This window comes from Thalassotalea crassostreae (genome assembly GCF_001831495.1).
Lineage (GTDB): Bacteria > Pseudomonadota > Gammaproteobacteria > Enterobacterales > Alteromonadaceae > Thalassotalea_A > Thalassotalea_A crassostreae.
Genome location: NZ_CP017689.1, coordinates 2,308,952 through 2,330,886, shown reverse-complemented (window position 1 = coordinate 2,330,886; position 21,935 = coordinate 2,308,952). Strand labels below are relative to the sequence as shown.

Sequence of the window (21,935 nt, the reverse complement as noted above, 5' to 3'; positions counted from 1 at the left end):
GGCATTAAAATCCCGAAGCTGTGTTATTACGGCTTTGGGATTTTATCATTTAAAGTATTGAAATTGACATTTGAGCGAGTTAATAATTTTTAACATTTGTTTGTTTGAATTAACAATTTAACAAAGGTATCTTATTCATATACTTTAATGATGACTCAACAATAAATTTGCTTTTGAAGTGGCAGACTGATCGTTGTTTAATAAACAAAAGTACCACTAAATATCGCTCGAAGCTCCCAACCCTTCGAGCGATTTTTCCATTCTATTCTAGGTCTCTTTCGTCAGCCAATCCTTTTAATCTTAAATTTCTATCAAATCCAGATATATTAATAGTTTGCGCTAAGTTTAATTAATAAATCTATTAATAATTTTTAACATTTATTTAGTTGTTCTATAGCCATACAAAGGTTACTGTGCGTGCATAAAATAGAGAAATAATATCTGCTTATTTTGGTGATGTTATTTACCATAAAATGAATGAAGGTTAACTAATGAAATTTATCAAACCCACTCTAATTGGCATGTCTGTGTCATTAGCTCTAAGTTTATCCGCTTGCTCAACAACTGATGGCGTTGTTGCAGCTGAATCTGTGCAAAACCAAAGCAGTGCGTTAACTTACATACGTAGCGTAGAAGGTATCGAAGAATATACCTTAGAAAACGGCATGAAAGTGTTGCTGTTCCCAGATGCATCACAGCCTAAAACATTAGTTAACGTTACTTACCGTGTTGGTTCAGTACATGAATATTATGGTGAGACAGGTATGGCCCATTTGTTAGAGCACATGTTGTTTAAAGGCTCTAAAAACTATCCTGAAATCACCACTGAATTCAAGAAACGAGGCATGGCTACTAACGCTACGACTTGGTTAGACCGTACCAACTATTTTGAGATCTTTGATGCAAATGCTGATTCATTAGAGTGGGCGTTAGGAATGGAAGCAGATCGTATGATCAACGCGACATTCACCGAAGAGCAATTAAAAAGTGAAATGACTGTTGTTCGCAACGAAATGGAGAAAAATGAAAACTCTCCATCTCGCATGTTGCTTAGCCGCATGTCATCAATGGCGTTTTTATGGCACAACTACGGAAACTCTACTATCGGTGCTCGTAGCGATGTTGAAAACTTTCCATTCTCTCGATTACGCGAGTTTTACAACAAACATTACCGCCCAGACAACGCGGTATTAACAGTAGCAGGTCGTTTTGATAAAGCTGAAACAATCAAGAACATCGAAGCAAAATTTGGCGTTATTGCTAAACCTGCAACTCCTGTAGAGCCACTATATACTGTTGAACCTACTCAAGACGGTTCACGTATCGTAAATATTAAGCGTGTTGGTGATATACCATTTGTAGGTTTGTCATATCACGCGCCAAGCAGCTTACATCCAGATGCCGCAGCACTAAGATTATTGGAAGCAATATTAAGTGATTACACTCGCGGTCGCTTACAAAAGCAATTGGTTGAAACTGGCCTAGCGACAGGGGCAACGAACTTTAGCTTTCTGCTAAAAGATAGCTCGCAGTTTTTATTCTTAGTTCAAGGTGAAAAAACCGGCGATTTGAAATTAATGGAAGAGACATTAATAAACATTGTTGAAGACATTAAAAACACACCGATCACCGAAGAAGAATTAAAGCTAGCCAAGTTGAGCCTTGCTAAGCAAGCTGATCAGCAAACTAAAAATGTGACAGGCATCGGAATGGAGTTGTCGGAATATATCGCTAAAGGCGATTACCGCCACATGTTTTACTTCCGTGATCTAGTGCAAGAAACCACGTTAGAGCAAGTTCAAGCAGCAGCTGAAAAGTACTTAGTAGAGAGTAATCGTACCTTAGGTCGCTTTATTCCGACAGAAAAACCTGTTCGAGCAGAAATTCCTGCAGCACCAGATTTAACTGATATCTTGAAAGATTACAAAGGTAAGGAAGTTGCTGCGGCGGGCGAAGTATTTGATAACACAGTACCAAACATCAAGAGTCGTTTAGTGCAAACACAATGGCAAGAGGGGACTAAGATCAATGTTTATCCAAAACAATTACGTGGTAATGAAGTTGTTATAAACATGTATTTCCCATCGGGTACGCCGGAAACTTTAGCTAATAACAGCACCGCTATTGGCATGATCGGTTCATTGATCCGTCTTGGCAATGAAAAATACAGCAAAGAAGAAATTTCAACTAAATTGGATGAGTTAAAGAGTTCGATTGGTTTTGGTACTTCTGCTGGTGTTACCAATATGAGTATTACCACAGATAGCGAAAACTTAGCAGAAACCGTTAAGTTTTTTGGTGAACTATTATCAGCTCCGACGTTCCCGCAAGCCGAGCTTGATGTTGCAAAACGTTCTGCTATTGCTAGTGTAGAAGCACAGCGTAATGATCCAAAATCTATCGCGTCAAATAGCTTCCGTAAAGCGCTATATAACTACCCAGCGGGTCACCCTAAAGCGTTTACTGAGCTTGACCAACAAATTGCCGAGATAAACGCGGTAACACCAGCGAAATTATCTGAGCTTTATAACAGTCATTTCAATATTAATAATGGTCATATAACAGTTGTTGGTAATGTTGATGCTGAGCAGGTTTCAGAGCAGCTACACAGTGTATTATCAGGGTTTGTAAATGATACCCCTTATGAACATATGCCGTTAGACTTAAAGAAAACCCAAGGTGAAGTTGTTAGTACTGAAACGCCAGACAAAGCAAACGCCCAGTTGTACATAATCAACCCGATTGATATGCATACTCAACATGAAGATTATTTAGCGTTAAATATTGCTAATGCAATATTTGGTGGTGACCCGTTTACTTCTCGAATTGGTGCGCGTATCCGTGTTAAAGAGGGTTATAGCTACTCTGTAGGCTCAGGTCTTCAGGTTGATGCTGTTGATAAGCAAGGCATCTTCTACGCCATCGCAATTTCTGCTCCAGAGAACATGGATGCAGTAATCGCCGCGTTTAATGAAGAAGCTCAGAAAGTTGTCGATGCTGGTTTTACCGCAGAAGAGCTAGACCGAGCAGTGAAAGGCTTTATCAGTAACCGCACCCGTTCATGGGCAAATGATAAAGCAATTGCAAGTGTAATTAATAGCAGCAGCATCAATGAAATCGACTTAGATTACTATGACGCACAAATTGAAGCAGTTCAAAAGCTAACGCTAGAAGACATTCAAGCAGCATTTGTTAAACATATTGCGAGTAAGAAAATCAATGTATACAAAGCCGGCGATTTCGCTAAAATAGCCGAATAACCTGGTTGTACATCAATCATAAAAAACCGCCTGATGGCGGTTTTTTTCTCCCTTAACTAAGCCACCCACCGTAACCCATTAAATTTTGCATTAAATAATGTTCTTATTGTTGGTTTTAAATAGTTTTTTAAACAGTGCCACCCACTGTAATCGTCCTTTGTTATCGACAAAATAAATAATTTTATATAAATGTTAGCTTATTTGGATAGTTAGAAGGTTCGATAGCTTGTTTTTAAACTAAATGAATAGAAAAATTGGGGGTTTAAAAGTATTGGCGCACAGTTATTTTCATCATGGGAAATATGATGCAATTTAAATATGATATTTTGAATCAGGCGAAGTATTTTTGCGAATTTTTATGGTTCGGCCTTCGTTTATATCTCGTGTTTTTTACATATATATTTAGTGAGGCTTCTTTTCCTACTGCACCTTTAAAGTGGGATTCAAAATTTTGAGCAATTTCTATCCAATTTTCTTCTTCAATGCCAAGGTCACTTAAGATGTTGCATTCATTTTTGTCTATATAGCCCGCTTTATCATCTCGAATTGAAAGGCCTGTTGTTTCGACTAGCGCAATATAATCATTTATCTCGAAACAAATTCCATTCGTTTTATTTAGAGACTTTCCTCCTGTAAAAGGCAACAGTTGTGAAGGTTGTTTGCCTGAAAGTGCTGATTTTATTCTTAGTTGAACACTGGTGTAACTTGAATTTTGCACGGTTTTCGCTAATCCAGAACGGATCGGGTTTAAATCACAATAGACCATACAGGCTAGCAGAGCTGATTCATCGAGCAGTGCTTGTGAGGTAAAGCGGCCTTCCCAAAATCGCCCTGTGCATTTATCTTCTTCGTTGGCGAGCCTTGCAATATATTCATTCAGGTCGCGCATAAACCAACTCAAATCGCAAAGTCGTTTTCGGTAAACTTTAATTGTTGCACCTAAGGTAGAGGTAAGGTGTTTATCTATCTGATTGTTCTTACAATATTGACGTGTCAATTGTGTGCCATAATGTATTTTATGCCACCGATATAGAACTTCTATATCGGATAATCTTTCCGCTTTTTCAACATCAACTTTTACGACTACATGTGAATGATTGCTCATTATTGCAAATGCACAAATATCGATAAGATAGACACTTGAGAGGAACAATAAGCGTTCTTCAACCCACGCTCTGCGGTGTTCAAATGATTTTTTGGAAGCTTTGTCTTTTCCACATAAGAAAGCTCGTCTAACGCAACGAGACGTGCAGTGGTAGAAAGGCGTTTCGGAAAGTACAACCTGTTGGCGTCTTGGTTTCGGCATAATAACTCCTCCATGAGTAACCTACCTAAAAGTTTAGGTCGATTTAGAGAAAATACCAAATTAGATAATTACAGTGGCTGTCTACATAAAAAGCTGTCTTTATATAGCTAATAAGAGAGTTACAGTGGGTGGCTAGATAAAGAGGATTAGTCTTCGAAAGGCCAGGTGAAGATCACTTTGGCGCCATTTAAGCTTGATGAGCGATCGAAAGTTATTTTTCCGCCGTACCACGACGCTATCATCGAAACGATTGACAGGCCGAGTCCATAGCCATCGGTTTTCGGATTTTCCTGGTAATATGGTTTGTGGGCGACATTTGATTGTTCAAAGCCTTTTCCGTCATCGCTTACCCATAACGTATATTGCTCACCTTTTGCGGTTAAATGAATCACAACTTCATCTTTTGCATGCTTTAATGCATTGGTGATTAGGTTTTGCATTAATCGATTAAAGGTTTTTGATTCGATTGGAACAAGCAGGTTGTTATCAACTTCAATCTTGATATTGATGCGAGATGAACGCTGAAGTTTACTCACTAAGTGTTCGATTGGCGCATAAACATTTTGTTTGATTAAGATAATATCCTTTGAGTCGAACTCTAACTTAGTGATTTGCAGGAACTCTTCAGTTAAATCTTCGATCTCTTTTAGATCTTCTTCTATAGATAAGATTTCTTCCATGCACGGATCGTGTTTCAAGCTTGCTATTGAAAAACCTGTGCGGGCGAGTGGCGTTCTTATTTCATGTCCTACCATTCTCGATAAGCTTTTCTGTAACTCTATCAATTGTTCAATTCTAGATGCCATTGAGTTGATTGTATCGGCTGCAGGGTAGGCAATTGATGTAGGTTTTAACGATAAATGCTGCCATTTTGCTGATTTACTAAAGTCTTTCATCGCTGACGATAGACGTTTTAGGTCGATAAACGCAGGTCTAAACCAAAGCAACACCAGGCAGGCAAAGCCGAAGTAGAAAACTAAAGAGATTATATTGCCATTGTTATTGTCGCTTTGATTGGCTTGAATTGGTCCTAACACCATTACCTGATCATTATGAAGCTTGTAATAATATGAATTGTCGTTGTCGTCGTTTAAACGAATGATCTCGCCAGCTTTAAGCGTAACAATTAGATCATCTTGAAATTGCAGACTAGCTAACGGTTGCAATGAGAATAGGTTACCATTTTCGGAAATCGCAGAGTTAAAGACATCATCGGCAGATACAATAACTTCAGGAGGGTCAATAGACTCCCAGATCTTTTCCAATGTTATCGCAAGTATGATTAACGATGCCATCAAAAACATGGTTAATCTTAAGAATTGAAAGTTCATTGTTGGCTTTATTCGCTTTCGCTTTCGGTTTGGTTTTCACTTTCGCTTTCAGCTTTTGTTAGCACGTAACCTTTACCCCATAAGGTATTTATCTGATATGGGTTACCGGCGATAGTATTAAACTTCTTTCTTAATTTACTGACATAAACATCAACAGAGCGATCAAAGCCGTCGTATTCGCGGTTCATCACGATTTTACTAATGACTTCGCGTGTCACTTTATAGTTAAAGTTTTTGGCAAAGAGATATAAAATTTTAAATTCTTGTTGAGTAAGAGAAAGTAACGTTTCACCAACCTTTGTTTGTGATGTTACAGGGTTTAGCGAAAAGTCTGGCAAAGAAATAGGTGTTTCTTCGTCATTAGTATTCGTTGGTTTATCTAATTTACGAATCGCCGCTCGTATGCGAGCCAATAACACGTCTGGTACAAACGGCTTAACAATAAAGTCATCCGCCCCCATTTCTAAGCCTTCAATTTGACATTCTGAATCGGTAAACGCAGTAATGAACATGAATGCACCTTCAAACTTGCTGCGCCATTGGTTACAAATATCAAAGCCCGACATATCTGGTAGGTCGATGTCACAAAGGATAACATCGAACGCGTTTACTTTCGCATCAACGCCTAATAGTGAACCGCCATTTAGCCATTCAACTTCGTATTTGTTTTGCTCTAAAAAACGCTTTATTTTCAAGCCTAACTTGTGATCGTCTTCAATTAATAAAACTTTAATTGTTTCAGTGTCTTGCATTACAGTATTTGCCATGGAAGTTTGCGTCTTTTAGATGATGTTTTACCTAAATATAGCAGATTAAATTTGATTTTAGAAAGCTCGACAAGACTGTCCATTTCGACCAGTTTAAACAGTAATGATTTATTACTACTTATCCGTATCGTATGAGTGCCTTTTAGAGTTTTATTTTGACAAAAGATAATCTCGTCATTTTTTAGAACACAAATACTTTGCGCTGACTCCAATTCCCAACTTAACGTAACTTCAGTATTGCAATTTGCATCTTTATTATTTAAAACGCATTTGTTTGGTAAGGCTGAAAATTTATTGTCAGATACAGCAAAACTCTTATTTATATTGCTAATAAATAAGAGTGAAAACATAATAAGTGACACCAAAAAACGCATTAAATCAAAAACCTACCAATAAGTTACCCAGTTAATCCCTATGTACCCGCTGTTCAATTCCTTTTTGTCAGTCAAACTTGAGCTATTAATCTTGCTCGATAATCGCTCGAACTTGTAATTCGCGACCAAGAATAACCCATCAAGTAGGGGGTAGGCTGCATCAATTTGAGTATAATAATTGATATTGTCACCAACTAAGTCAGAACCATAATAATATTCCAACAGTTGATCTGATTTATAAACGGCGCCAAACTCTAAAACTAACTTGATTTTATATTCTAGAATTCGGTGTTGAATTGAAAAATTTGCTTGTTGCCCATGATGTACATTAGACACGTCGGTATAAAAACCTGCGCTAATAATAGTAGAATCTATAGTACGTTTTATTTCCGGACCAGCTAAATAACTTAAGTGCGCATTGTGTTGCGGCTCTTCAGGCGGAAGAAATGGATTTACAGAAAAGAATTCTTCGATAGCAGTATCATCGGCATGATAATACAAACCATCAAAATTGTGTAAACCAACGAAATCAATAAAGGTATTTTCATCTTTATATAAGTTGTAACCAACCTTTGTATTTTCGATGAAAAAGTCATCTTTATAATAGAATGTCCAACCTGGTAATATGTTTGTTTCGAAATCTTCTTTAAAGTTTAACGGCGAATCATATTTAAAATAACCACCAGAAAGCTTGAAGGCAAAAAAACTGTGATCGATTTCTTCACTGTCTTTATCTGTAGCTTCTACTTCGTCCGCCGCACTGGAAAATGCAGCAAATGTTATTGTCATTAATAACACTAATAATCGCAGGCTATGCACTAAATTTCTCGTCATTATCTTATCTTTTTCTTTCTATTACCTATTTACACTACTGCAATAAAGGTAATTAATACGTCATAGGAAAACATCGTAAACATTGATAAAGAGCATATATAAATGTTCCGATATAGCACACTGTAGTTAAGGTGAAAATTCACTGCTGTAAAAAAGTGTTAACAAAAAAATTACAGGTCATTATTTATGCAATGCGCTACTATCCGGCTAAAGTAACATACTTAAACAAAATCTCAGAATATAATTACTCTTGTTTAAGTTATTTGATAATAAAATGTTAAGGAAGTGCTGTGAAATAAAGCTTATGTAAGTTGTACAAAAATTTAATTTACATAAATGAAAAAAACTCAATCATATAGTACGTTTTACTTTATAATCTTCGTTCCGGAGATGTAACCATATGAATCTAAAGGTTTAACATTCGTTTTGATAAGCTTTCCATAGACCTTAATTCATCGCTCAATACGATTTTACTACCAACATTGTCAATAACATGTGAACGATTTAACATTTTTTTACAAACACATCTCTTTAGCTGTTTTACATTGACTTCGCATTAGTATTTTTTTTAATTCTTAAAATAACAACAATGAAATTAAATACTGTTAATCACTAGTCAAATGGGAAGAAAAATGTCCAACACTATTAAATTTAATAAAACACTTCTAGCATCAGTTGTTGCTGCTAGCATGCTTACTGCCTGTGGCGGTGACGATAATACTACTGTTGAGCCAGCGGCTGTTGAAGTTGCTCCGCCAAACGTGACAGTAGAACCACCTGTAACGAATAGCGACGTAGACGTTGTTGTTGAAGCGCCAGAAGTTGTTACTACAACTCTTTCTGGTAGTGTAATGTCTTACTCATCTCGCGCAGCAGTAGGTGATGTAACGGTAACAGCATATGCAGCTGGTCAAATGTTCACAGCAATGACTGACTCTTCTGGTATGTTCACTTTAGCAGGACTTCCACAAAATTCAGAAGCGACTGTTTCTTTCAAAAGTGCAGGTCATGCAACATATACACACGGTGTATACACTGGCGATAGCGCTGGCATCAACCTTGAAAACGTAACTTTAGTAGAAGCTGGTAGTGTAACTATTAGCGTTATGAACATGGCTGGCAACGCAGTTACTGGCGCTACGTTCTACGTTTCTGCTGATGACCTAGACATGCTTGCTGGCGGCGGTGCTGAAGCATCTGATATCGTAGCAACTGCTGGTGCAGTAGATGGTACTTACGTATTTTCTGGTCTACCTGTAGGCATGACGTTTGATATTGAGTCTTCTCCTTTATACAACTCTGCTGGCGAAATGCTTGAGTTCATCATGGGCGATACTGTGAAAGCGGCTAGCTCAGCTGGTGCAAACGTTCAATCAACTTCAACGTCACAATACGTATACGTTGATAGCATGGAAAACCCAACAACTTTCGACTTAGCGCTTAACCTTGAATACATGGGTTACTCACTAGTAGATGCTCCAGCTTCAATCGACTTAATGGTTGGTGGCGATACTGTTTCTGCGACATTAATGGATGGTACATACTACGTAACTCTATCTGCTGAGCAAGCTCTACAATCTGTAGTTGTAGCTCCAGTTGACGGTTTAGTTGCTTCAGAAGTAGTTTCGACTGGCCTATCAAGTTTCTCAGGTGGTGACGAATTAGCCTTAACTTTAGCATTAGAAGAAATGTCTGAAGGTGCTGAAGAGCTAACTTCTCGAGTACTGTCTTCAAACTTAGTTGCAGGCGAGTCTGCTGAAATCGTAATTGCTTTCAACCGTCCAGTAACTGTTATTTCTGACAGCATTAAGTTCAAAACTAAAGAGTTGAAAGATACTGCGTTCTCTTCAACTTACGTGAAATTTGATCCAGAAGGATACTACCAATACGTACGTCCTACAGTATTAGGTGACTGTGTTGTTCAAAGTTGGAACGGTGCGTCTCCTTGTCGTTCATTCGAAAACATGTACGTAAACCCAGATTATTTTGGTAACGGTATTTTATACGCGACAGATCAGCAAGTACTAGATAACTTAGGCGAAACTACTGCGTTAAACTTCCCGAACCCTCGCTCTGGTCGTGGTATGTACTTAGACCGTTTCGCAGGTTTTACTAAAAAACTATATGTTACTAACACAACTGGTTTTACCTTACCTGAAGAAAACTTCAGCTGGAATGAAGCTGGTACAGTTCTTACAGTAACTATGGATGCGACAGATTTACCTAATGGTAACGAAAATCTAACTCTACCATTAGTTGCTAACGTACCATTCTACTTAGACTTTGATGTAGAAACTAATGATGACGGTGCAATTGCTCAAGACGCTTTATATGTTGAATTAGAAACATCAGCGCCAGCGGCAGCTCCAAGTTTAGATGGTTTAATGGCTGATAACTTAAACGGTCAAGACGAAAGCCAATTAAACTTTGAATTAATTGGTGGTTGGGATCCAGCATTTTCTGGTACAGTTATTGCCTCGCAAATGAATATTGAAGAAACAGCAGTTAACTTCTTACCATTAGTTGGTAAAACATTTACAGGTGAAGATTCACAAGGTAATCCAGGTCAATTTGACATGGCTGTTAAAGTTTTTGATAGCCAAGGTTACATGAATCGTCCTAGCCGTTATATTGAACATTACAGTGGTGAATCAATTACGTCTAAGTGGTCACAACTTAGCCCTAAGAACGCATCTAATCCGAACAAAGCGTTTATCTTATCTGACTTTGAGTTTAGCGGTACAGTAACAATTACAAGCGTTACATACCAAACAACAAGCAAAGATGAAAACGGCGCATGGGATGGTTCAGAAACTCCTGTTGAAGAAATGCTAGAATTAAACCACACGTACTTTGTTAACAATGACAACGGTTTAAGCCAAGCTCCACAAGAAGCTGTTCATATGTTAGATGCTTACACTGGTACATTCATGGAACACTATGATTCTGAAAGTGAACTAGCTAATGTAATTGGCGGTGCAGAAATGCTTGCTAACGGTGCAGCTCCTGAGATTTCAGGCAAAACTTATGTAACTACTGCTATAGAATTAACTGAAGCAATTGGTAGCATGATTAATAGCCGTTACGTTGTTACTGGTTTTACTGCAGAGTTTAACGCTGTGGCAGAAGACGGTACAGTACTAACAGGTTCTAAGGAATTTACTGTTAAGTAATTATTTAAAAGTTATTTTTAAATAAAATAATAAAACCAGCTGCTTGCAGCTGGTTTTTTTTGTGCCCACCAAAATAAAAAATAAGTAGCCACCCACTGTAACTAAACATCTATGATCGAAATAGGCCGTCTATAGAGCGTTCTTCTGACGCTTGAACGCCTATGACTTAGTACTGTCGCGATAGATTTAGAACGCCTAAATAGACTGTTTGTTAAAAAATAAATAGTCACCAAATAAATAGCCACCCACTGTAACTAAACATCTATGATCGAAATAGGCCGTCTATAGAGCGTTCTGCTGACGCTCGAACGCCTATGACTTAGTACCTGTCGCGATAGATTTAGAACGCCTAAATAGACTGTTTGTTTACAGCTGTGATCCTGGTGTAGACGTTGGGTGTCTTCGTATAGACATTGATAAGGAGTGCGTATAGTCGTCGCTTATGAATATAAATGCTGTCTGTAGAAAAAAACTGAATCGATATCATCATATTAGTAAAAAGTGGCTAAGGTATATATTAGATAACTTTGATTGGCTTGATAGAGGAAATTGCTAAGTTACAGTGGGTGGCATGATAAATTAAAAGTGGCTAAGGTAGATATTAGATAACTTTGATTGGCTTGATAGAAGAAATGGCTAAGTTACAGTGGGTGGCGTAATAAATTGCTGACGGTAGAAAACGCTGAATCGATATCCATTGTATTAGTAAAAAGTGGCTAAGGTAGATATTAGATAACTTTGATTGGCTTGATAGAAGAAATGGCTAAGTTACAGTGGGTGGCATAATAAATTGCTGACGGTAGAAAACGCTGAATCGATATCCATTGTATTAGTAAAAAGTGGCTAAGGTAGATATTAGATAACTTTGATTGGCTTGATAGAATAAATGGTTAAGTTACAGTGGGTCGCATGGTAAAAGAGGGATAAAAAAAGCACTAGGTTTAACTAGTGCTTTTTGATGTTCAGGTGGTGAATTGATTGTGCACTCACCGCCAATGGGCTTAACTAATCACGAACGTATTTAACGTTTAGTTGGTTATCTTTTGAGTAAGCAAGCACTTCCGATAAGCGCACGCTAAATATCATAACCTTGGTATCGGTATCATCGAAGATAAATGGCGTTGCACTAAAGTATGCTTCCCAACCAACAAGATTATTGAATACTTCTACGTTCATTGCCGGTAGAAAACATCTGTCTTCGGTTAGCGTTGATAGTTCTTTAATGTTAGGTAAACGCCAGCCTGTTAAACCACCAGCTTCATAGTTTGTTGCTTGTTCGGCAGCTTCTAACCAGTTCACTTCAGATTTTGTACCGATGCACATAGCTGATTCTTCATTCCAGGTTTCACCTAAATCACAACGTGACCAAGTTAATCCAGTCACTTTATCATGAACAGTAGCACCGCCCGTATTAATGCGGTATCTGTCTGTAGGGGCAGATTGAGTGATGTTATACATACAGCTTTGATTTGTCTCGGCTTCGCCACGTTGCGCCATTGCGCTAGTGCTTAATAACACTAAAGAAGAAGCCACTAATGTTTTCAATTTTAAGTTTTTCATTTTTGATTCTCCTGTTATTGCGCAATCGCGTCTAAATCAAATGCACCATTAGATAAGCCTCGACAACCTGCTGATGAACAACATGAACCAAGCTCAACATCGAGTACTTCATTCTCATCACCGCTTGCCCAAATCGCTTTGTCATCTTGATCTAATCGCGTTTCTACTGTGTAAGCACAACATTTACCTGCCGAAGCACCGGACGTACCTTTATGGTTATCTGGACATGCTTCATCAGCAGCAGTTAGGTTTGAACAGTACATTTTTGAGTCATCATCGTCTAATGGCAAAGCAGGGTACAACTTAGTTTCAAAGCCATTACACACACTATCAAATGTTTGTATGCCGTTGATGATGTCGCCATGTGCGTGTAACGGAGTAGAGCTATTTACACGAACCAACTTAGCGCTTTGTCTTCTGCTTACGGTTGAGTTTCCGTAAAAAGATTTATTAAAGTAAAATGTTTCACCGCTTGAAAAGTCGACGATTGATACTTTACGAGTTTCATATAGGTCTTCCATTCTTTTTTCACCAATACCGGTATTGGTTAAATAAGTCTTTGCTTGTGTATATTTAAAGTAATCGGTGTCAACAGCAACGCTACCAGTTGCGTTGTAATTAACGATTGATAGCAATTCGGTTTTACTAGGCATGCGCCAATCTGAGTAACCACATAGGTTTTCAGTATTGGTTTCCACAACAAATTCTTCCGTTGATAAACAAACGGTTTCACTTGGTAGACATTCACCTTTATCAACCTGAATATCTCCGTCGTCATCCAAAATTGGCTCTCTAGATTCTTCGTCTTTTAAGATCACGCCTGGTATGCCACCATTGGTAGAATCGTTTGAATCAAAATAGAAGAATTGTGCGCCAAAACCATGAATACCAGTGTTGTTTTGTTTTCTTTCCCACATTAAGCCAGTAGTGTTGTCTAGCACACAAGACCATTGCAGCGCATCGGCACTAAGTTCTTGGCCATCAGCTGCTATTTTTGTGAAATTAAAACCAGCATGACCATTGCTGTTATCATTGTTATCAACGTCACGACCAAAATGGGCATCTTGATTGTCTGGCATTGCTTCAGTGACTGCAGCCTGACAATCGATTTGATTGTCATGAGCACTATTCTCAAAATCATAATTGGCACATAAAACTACGCCTGTATCGTTTAGTTTAAATGCATTTAGTAACGCCTTTTCAGTAACATAGACATCCACAGTAGTAGAAGCTGCGGTAAATGAAGAGTCAATAACAGTAATTTTAAATACGAGTTTTTGAACGTCGTCAATTACATCAGGTGTTTTAAATGAAAGCGTCAAAGAGTCTGTCGTTTCAAGCGTTACCGGAACACCTTCCATTTGAGTCCAGCTAACGTCTAGTTGTGAGCTAAAATCTTGCCCATCGCTTGCATAAGCGTCAATGCTAACGTCGATATTTTCATTAAAAATCTGATCTTTAATGTCGTTGATTGTTGGCGCTGTATTATCAACAAAGTCGACCGGCTCAACGATAATGCTAATATCGGCGTCATTGTTATAGTCTTCATTGCTAACATTTACTGAAAATGTCAGTTCAGTATTAGTATCAACATCTGGCATTTTTACTCGGATACTACTAGATGTAGTGTCATTTTCGTCAACAACAAACTCAAACCCTTGTGGTAAATTCCATTGGTAGTTGTATGGTTGCGTTCCATTATCGTCGCCTCCAAATAAGCTAACATTTGCAACAAATTCAACAATGTTAAATTCCTTGGCTGTTAAATTAGTCAGATCAGATGAAATAATCACACCAATTCGGGCAACGTCAGTATTAACAAAGTAAGTTGCTATTTGGGCTAAATCGTCCTGTTTACCATTGATGTAACCTAATATGGTATTTATCCAGTTTCCAACAGTGATTTCCTCGCTTAGAAGAGCTAATTGAATAGCTTTTTCATCGATACCGCTGTCGTCATTTTCACTGATAAATGGATCGGAAGATAAATCGATATTTAGCGCATTTTGCAAAAACTCAATTGCTTGCAAACGAGTAGTAATGCTGTCGTCATTTTCAATAGCTCTTACAATCAGTAAGCTTATCGGTGTTAATTGACAGTTATGTCTTTCATCAGCAAAACAAATTGCTTCCATATCTACACGAGTTTCAGTGACTTCCCCGTCAACAGAAGTGTTTTCTTGTGAAACAACTTTAATACCATTGCTTAGGGAAACGTCTCCGGTTAACAATACTGTATAGCTGCCATCGGTTTCCGGTTTAGTGCGTGCGATCTCTTGATTTGTTCCAAGGTCGTAAAAGACAACGTCTCTTTCTTCAATGGTCAATGCATTTGTTGAAATCGGATTGAAGTCAGCGCCAATAATCGAGCCGGTAATAGTCGGGTTAACGGTTACCGTAACATCTTTACTCGATTGCTGATTTTCGTTGTCCGTTACAGTTAGCGTAAATTTAATATCAGTTGAGTTATTAACCGCGGGAGTCATAAATCCAGCATTTGCTGAATTTGCATTAACAATACTTAAACCTTGATAATTTGTTGACCATAGGTAGTTAACGATTTCACCGTCATTGTCGGTTGCAGATGCATCAAACGAAAATTCTGAAGATTCCGCTAGGGCAGCGGTTGCAGATATCGAAATCGTTGGTGCAATATTAATTGGTTGAACTTGGACTTCTACATTTTTGGTCGAAGTTTTGTCGTTGCTATCGGTAACTTCAACTTCAAAAGTTAATGTTTGCGTACCATCTTGCATCAACACAATTGGTGCATTAAATTTAACCGCTTCATCGGTCGCGGTATATTCAACGGTCATTCCGCTTTTTTGCGTCCAAGAAACAGTTTTCAATGTTGCATTGTCAAATTCAAATTTTGCTGATAATTCAACGGCAGTTTGCTCTGCAACAAGGCCAGGCGAAGAAGTGTTAATAGTTGGTGCATTAGTACTGGCTGGGGGATCAGTCACGACTTTTTTGTCACTACCGCCACCACCACCGCCACCACAGGCGGTTAATGCTAAAGCACTCACTAATAATAAGGCTATTTTTTTCATGCTAGAGTTCTCTTAGTTTAATTTTAGATCATTGGTCAGTTCAAATGCTGACTTTGATATAGATTTACTTAACAAAATTAATCTATCACTATCCAATCGAGTGTGCTGTGGGTGAGAATAAGTCAGAATTTTTTAATAATTGGTTATTGTTTTTTATTTCCTTATAAAACAATTGTTTATGATTTTTGTTAGTGTGTTTCAGCTAATTTAGATAAGATTTTATTTAACACTTTTTTACATTTATTGAGTCAAAATCATTTATCGTACGCCTCATCACTTTTGTGCTTTTATTAATACAGTTCATACACTTTTCAGTTTCTTGTTAATTACAAGCCCTTAACCCTAACGTCACAACTTTGCCGCCATAGTCGCTTTAACACTTATTTACAAACACCTCGGACTCTTTAAAACATAATCATGGAAAATTATAAAAGCCAATTTTGGCTAACTAATCCTAACTCGTTGTTTTGAGGGGAATTTCTTGAAAATTAAAGGTTTTGTCAGTGCCGTATTTGTCACTGCATATTCAATTGGTGCTGCAAATGCAGCAACTAATTTCGATAAAAAAGAGACATTAAAAGCAGTAACAAACGATGCCATCGTTAGTTTGCAAATGTTAGAAGATAATAGTGGTCGTTTCGTTTCAAGCGGAGTTAACCGTCAGCTAAAGAAGTCAAATGCAATTAAGTTTTTTGATGAACCAGAGCTTACCGGTGAACACACTTATGTGGTTATTTTTAAAGAACAATCTGCAGTAGCGTTTGATGAAATAGTTAAACATCAATCTTCGCTCTTATCGTTGTCATCGAGCACAAAGTATGGTGCAGCAACAAGCAGTGCAACGTTAAAGCAACAGTATTCTTCTGTTCAAGCTTATGAATCACATTTATTAGGCTCTCATCAATCACTGGTATCAAAACTTAATGCCAACAATATTAATGTTGAGATACGTAACAGTTACACTCGAGCACTAAATGGTTTTACCATTAAAGTTGACCAACAAACGGCAAAAAGTATTTCTGAGTTTAGTGAGGTTAAAACTGTCGCGCGCTTGGGATACTCTGCTTTACAATCATACAGCTTGCCTAAAGATGTTGGCGTAGGTGAAGTATGGGCTGGTAATACGAGCTTAGGTAATGATAAATATCGCGGCGAAGGCATGGTTATTGGAGTATTGGATACTGGTATCAATAGCGATCATGTATCTTTTAGTGATGAATTAACCAAAGATGGTTACACCTTCCCAGAAGTTGAACAATTCATTGGGGATTGTGCTAACGCCGATGACAATCGCTGTAATAATAAGTTAATCGGTATTCGTTCATATCCTCTTGATGTGCCGGTACCTGATGTTACTTATAACGTTAAAGAATCAGATAACTTTGTTCATGTTGATGGTGAAGACTATAACGGTCACGGATCTCACGTAGCTAGTGTTGCTATCGGTAATAATGTCGATAATGTTTCTCGTCATTTGCCGAGTTACAAAGAATGGCAATACGATGGCACGCCAATAAAATCAACATCTTATGACGTATCAGGGATTGCTCCGCACGCACAAGTAATTTCTTATCAAGTATGTGATGCGAAAGGTAATAGTAGCAGTTGTCCTGACGAAGCAGTGATCAAAGCTATTGATGATGCGATATTAGACGATGTTGATGTAATAAACTTTTCTGTAGCCCAATTAAACGGCTCTGCGATTAACCCATATTTAGACGCGGTAGAACTTGCGTTTTTAAATGCACACCAAGCCAATATTGTAGTTGTTACAGCTGTTGGTAATAGTGGATTTGATTATGGTAGTGCTGACCACCCATCTCCTTGGCTTTTAACTGTTGGTGTTACAGATAAATCAGAATCTTACACCACTTATACCGCGGTAACCGATATAGCGGGTGGTGATGAGGATACCCGTCCGAAAAGACAAGACGGCACTCTGCAGGTACCAATTGATGAGTTCGCGGCTTACTCTGGTTATATCGGAGAGGCGTTTAACGGTAGCTTAGTTGCCGCTGAAACGGTTGTTGATACCTCAGAATTTTCTGAACAACAATTTGCTGAGTTAATCTCTTGTACCAATATCCCTACCAATACCTACCAATCAACAGAGATCGCTATGTGTCTTGTTGATGCAGAAGGAAATATCTCTTACACCAATGAGTTATCTGTCGCTCAAACCTATCAATATATGGCAGACCAAGTAAAAGCCGCTGGTGCTGGCGGTATGATAATGGTGGGTTCGACTGCCGTATCGCCAAATATCACAGTGAATTATAACGATAACTTTCCTGCAACGTTTGCACGTGCTGGTGTTACCGAAAGTGAAACAAACAATATCTTTTATCAATGGGTTGTAGAATCGAATACACAAAACATTGAAGCAACAGCAACTATTCGACCGGTCATTGAAGTACGATACGCGTCGTTACTTGGGTATATGTATGATCAAGCCACAGGTTATGGCCCTGGTAAAGGGGTTAACGGTGAACATCTTTTACCTTCGGTAGTAGCACCAGGCGTAAACGTAATGGCAGCGTCGGCAGATCAGCGTCCTTATAATGAATTTGGTCTCGCATCCGATTGGTTGAGTAGATCAGGTAGTTCAATTGCGACAGCGGTGGCCTCGGGCTCTGCTTTGTTAGTTAAACAAGCCCACCCTGAATGGTCTCCGTCAGAAATCATTTCTGCGTTAACGCTAACGGCAAAACCAGCTGTACATTCGAGCAATGTGCTAGAGCTAGCACCTGATGCTTATACTATGGGCGCTGGTTTAATAAATGTTGAACGTGCGATAAACACTGGTTTAGTAATGCATGAGTCAGTGGCGAATTACCAAAACGCCGATCCAACATTAGGCAATATTTCAGAACTTAATTTACCTGGTTTATTAGAGTTGGAATGTTTCTCAAATTGTTCTTTGACCCGTACCTTTACCGCGACTAAAGATGCAACATGGCGCGTTGAAAAGTTCATGGATTACGCATCGGCTGATATCACCGTAACGCCGATGGAATTTACCCTTAAAAAAGGTGAAACCCAAACCATCACTGTGGATTTTAGGGTAAGTGAAGAAACCTTCCGTGAAGGTTGGTTGTTTGATAACTGGTTTGGTCTTGATGCAGATGATCTTGAAAGTGACATTAAAAACAATGAAGGCTCGGTAACCTCTGGCGATATTATTTTATCTGCCACTGACCGTTCTATTCCAGAAGTTCACCTACCAATTGTCGTAGGCAGTAAGTTAGATGTTACCAATGATTATCATGCGGTTAGTACTGATATGAATCAGGGGTCAGCGGTTTTACCAATGTTTACCACTGATGATGTGACGACGCCAGACTTTACCGTATATCAACCAGCCATTGTTGAAGCCGTTGAAAGTCTATTAAAGCCAGTGTCTAGCTGGGATGACATGAGTTGTTATCTGTTTAGCCCGACATATTGCGTGCAGTCAATATTTAATGTCGAGGAGCATATTTCAAACAATACCGCTTATGTGGAATGGATCAGAGTAGCCGATGGTGACAAACGGTTAATCGCTGAAGCGGGTAATGTTGCTAAGCGTCTGTTTTTAGACAACAATCGAAAAACATCGGTGAAAGTGGCCATAGGTCGTGACTTAAACAACAATAAGTTTGTCGATTTCAGAGATGAGATTATCTGTATTTCAGATTTTACCTCAGCGTTTTCAACCAATGGTGACACTGTAGGGTCTAATAATTTTTGTTCAATCTCAGATCCAATCGCAGATGATTATTGGGTAATGTACCAATGGTCCATCTCATCGGATCCAACTTATGCTGAGTTTTGGACTGATGAACTTACGACGACCATCTCTAGTTATACTGGTGTCGTAACCGATTCAGTTGCAGAAAATGTGTCTATTACCGGCGATGTTAATAGCAAAGAAGTAACTGTTCATTGGGATTTAGATTTAACAGCTGGTCAAAATGTTTATACGGCATTTAATGCAATAGATAATCACAAAACCATCAACCTAGACATCAACCGTATGGCTGACGCCGCGAATGTTGTTTTAGTGTCTAAGCCTGAGCAAGTGACGCCAGGTGCGACACTTGATATGGCACTTGTATTTAACGAAAACGAGAGTGTTGACGATCGTTTGTTTAATCTACGTGCGCAAGTTCCGAATGGATTAGAAATCATCAGCAACTCAATTTCAGTGATTAATCATGACTACGCTTCATTAACTCCTTTTGTCCGAGATGGCAATTTGCATGTACAAGGAACAATGAAATCAGCCAAAGAATTAACCCGTGATTATATTGTTACGACCAATGAAACAGATGCCCTTTGTCGAACACCTGATTATCAAGATCAAACTGATGGTGGTTATCTTGACCTAGGTTTAACACCAATTACAGGTAGTGCGATGCGTGATAGCGAAGATAATCCGAAAGATTATTTATTATCACCATTGGCAACAACTATTATATCTAACCCGCGTCGTTTAAATGAAGACGGCGAACCAGAGACAGATAGTGAATGGGCTAAGCGTGTGCATCATGACCAATGGGGACCGTTTAACTGGATGGCGACGATTGATGATAACGGTCAAGAATATATTGATCGTGAACACGTAGTTATTGATTTAGAAGAAGTCTTTAAAGGCCAAGACAATGAAGCGCCATGGATCACTTTCTTTGGTAATAGTGAATTTTCACAAAGTCGATATCTATATTTATTTGGTAATGGCTTTATTGGCTTACATCATTTTGATTCAGCCAATCCTCTAGGCACGTTACTACCGAATCAAAATAGAGCGTTAGATTTTGCTTATGACGGTGGTATGAATGGCTCACAGCTTGTAGATGCTATTGCACCATTATGGCGTGCAAACGGTTCTGAACAACAGTTTATAGTACCTTTTAGACCAACAGCAACGGCGGATAAACCACAGTCTGGTATTAGTGTTGCCACACTTGGCAATAAAGTTGTCGTTAACTATGACAATGCTATGACTGGTTGGGAGCAGGTTTGTGAAAACGAAGAATTAATTTTAAACAATGAAGGCAAGAAAGAATTTTCATGTACTTTTAATGATGGTGAAGTTGGCTTTAGAAATGCTACACATTCATCAAAAATGGATTACTACGGCACCGATAATTATGACTTCCAAGTATTTCTTGAAACCGGTGAAGCGAAAAATAAACCAGGTGAGTTTGAAGTTATCATTGCTTATAACGACATACGCAGAGCGCTGATTGATGATGTAGAGCGAACTTATAATGACGGCAAACTATTTAACGACGCGCTTTATGATGCGAACGTTGGTCTAGTTGGCTCCGAAGGTTACAAAAATACTTTTGGTGGCTTATACCACGGCGCGGAGTACTTTAATTCAGCAAAAGCTGCGGATAAAATTGAAATATTTTCAGCAATCCAAAACGATAGAGTTGTTTGTTTTGATTATAAAGGGCCAGAGTCAGCCGCCAGTCGCATCGACTTTAAAGTCAAAGTTAGCGATGACGCGCTAGTTGGCGAAATATTAACATTTAATGTTAAAAATCTTTCGTCAGGTCTTGAGTTTGAAAATCAAAAATCAATTTCTGTAGGCTCTTTATTAACGATTGAAACATTGTCGTCAATTACCCTTGTTGAAGACTCTACGCCTAAATTCATTCCGATTAGTGTTGCTAGCAATAACTTGTTTGTCGACATCGAATTTAGTGATGAAAATATCAATATTGATCATACCCTTGAGAATAACCAATTGTTGTTAACAGTGACATCAGCTGCAGATTATTTCACCACTAAACCAGTATCTGTGTCACTAACACTGACTAATCAAAATAATCCGCAAGATAGCGTTTCTACAACGTTTATGGTGAGTGTTGATAATGTAAATGATGCGCCAGAGATTTTATTTGAAACGGATCATTACGACATTATGTCTGATGAGTTTGTGCAGATAGTTACCTTCACAAAAGATATTGATAATGACGAACTTAGTTATCACTGGACTGGTGATAATTTAGATCAAACACAAATTAATAATCCTTCTTTAAACCTTTCTAGACTCGATGCTGGAACGCATACCTACACATTAACTGTGTCCGATGGCAATGTTGAAGTAAGCAAAATGTTTACTGTTGATGTTACTCAGGTTGAAGAGGCTGTAAAAGGCAGAAAAGAACCAAGTGGCGGTGCTGCATATTGGCTAATGCTGCTATTAAGTCTTTCTCTAGTTAATCGTAAGTCTTTGAAAAAATAATAATTATTCACACCTGTTAGTGATAAACAGGTGTGAATA

At 38.4% G+C, this 21,935-nt stretch carries 10 protein-coding genes; 3 read left to right on the top strand and 7 right to left on the bottom strand.

Translation table 11 applies throughout. The annotated features are described in order from the left end of the window. The first annotated feature begins 491 nt into the window (after nucleotides 1-491). Nucleotides 492-3,260 carry a M16 family metallopeptidase gene (locus LT090_RS09950; RefSeq protein ID WP_068545410.1) on the top strand — a complete coding sequence of 923 codons (2,769 nt, stop codon included), beginning with the start codon at nucleotides 492-494 and terminating at the stop codon, nucleotides 3,258-3,260. A 331-nt stretch (nucleotides 3,261-3,591) separates the two neighbouring features. On the opposite strand, the gene LT090_RS09945 is transcribed toward LT090_RS09950, so the two are convergent. The 5 genes from LT090_RS09945 to LT090_RS09925 all read right to left on the bottom strand — a co-directional run bounded on the left by LT090_RS09945 (nucleotide 3,592) and on the right by LT090_RS09925 (nucleotide 7,872). Then, the gene (locus tag LT090_RS09945; RefSeq protein ID WP_068545411.1) at nucleotides 3,592-4,566 is read right to left on the bottom strand and encodes a transposase; all 975 of its coding nucleotides are present in this window, start codon (nucleotides 4,564-4,566) and stop codon (nucleotides 3,592-3,594) included. A gap of 146 nt (nucleotides 4,567-4,712) precedes the next feature. Further along, the gene (locus LT090_RS09940; RefSeq protein ID WP_068545412.1) at nucleotides 4,713-5,897 is read right to left on the bottom strand and encodes an ATP-binding protein; all 1,185 of its coding nucleotides are present in this window, start codon (nucleotides 5,895-5,897) and stop codon (nucleotides 4,713-4,715) included. An 8-nt stretch (nucleotides 5,898-5,905) separates the two neighbouring features. Then, nucleotides 5,906-6,664 carry a response regulator transcription factor gene (locus LT090_RS09935; RefSeq protein ID WP_068545413.1) on the bottom strand — a complete coding sequence of 253 codons (759 nt, stop codon included), beginning with the start codon at nucleotides 6,662-6,664 and terminating at the stop codon, nucleotides 5,906-5,908. Further along, the gene (locus LT090_RS17280) at nucleotides 6,649-7,014 is read right to left on the bottom strand and encodes a DUF3019 domain-containing protein (RefSeq protein ID WP_068545414.1); all 366 of its coding nucleotides are present in this window, start codon (nucleotides 7,012-7,014) and stop codon (nucleotides 6,649-6,651) included. Before LT090_RS17280 ends, LT090_RS09935 begins: the two co-directional genes overlap by 16 nt. Before the next feature lie 36 nt (nucleotides 7,015-7,050). Then, nucleotides 7,051-7,872: a MipA/OmpV family protein gene (locus LT090_RS09925; RefSeq protein ID WP_070795941.1), complete on the bottom strand. Its 822-nt coding sequence runs from the start codon at nucleotides 7,870-7,872 to the stop codon at nucleotides 7,051-7,053. A gap of 632 nt (nucleotides 7,873-8,504) precedes the next feature. Here LT090_RS09925 and LT090_RS09920 point away from each other — a divergent pair. Then, on the top strand, nucleotides 8,505-11,045 hold the full coding sequence (locus tag LT090_RS09920; RefSeq protein ID WP_068545416.1) for a carboxypeptidase-like regulatory domain-containing protein: 2,541 nt from the start codon (nucleotides 8,505-8,507) through the stop codon (nucleotides 11,043-11,045). A 1,005-nt stretch (nucleotides 11,046-12,050) separates the two neighbouring features. Here LT090_RS09920 and LT090_RS09915 read toward each other — a convergent pair. Then, nucleotides 12,051-12,605 (bottom strand): Lcl C-terminal domain-containing protein, encoded by a 555-nt coding sequence (locus tag LT090_RS09915; protein WP_068545417.1) that lies wholly within the window; start codon nucleotides 12,603-12,605, stop codon nucleotides 12,051-12,053. 14 nt (nucleotides 12,606-12,619) lie between these two features. After that, nucleotides 12,620-15,658 carry an Lcl C-terminal domain-containing protein gene (locus LT090_RS09910; protein ID WP_068545418.1) on the bottom strand — a complete coding sequence of 1,013 codons (3,039 nt, stop codon included), beginning with the start codon at nucleotides 15,656-15,658 and terminating at the stop codon, nucleotides 12,620-12,622. Between the two features lie 481 nt (nucleotides 15,659-16,139). Between LT090_RS09910 and LT090_RS09905 the strand changes: the two genes are divergently transcribed. Beyond that, nucleotides 16,140-21,896: a S8 family serine peptidase gene (locus LT090_RS09905; RefSeq protein WP_068545419.1), complete on the top strand. Its 5,757-nt coding sequence runs from the start codon at nucleotides 16,140-16,142 to the stop codon at nucleotides 21,894-21,896. Nucleotides 21,897-21,935: the final 39 nt, after the last annotated feature.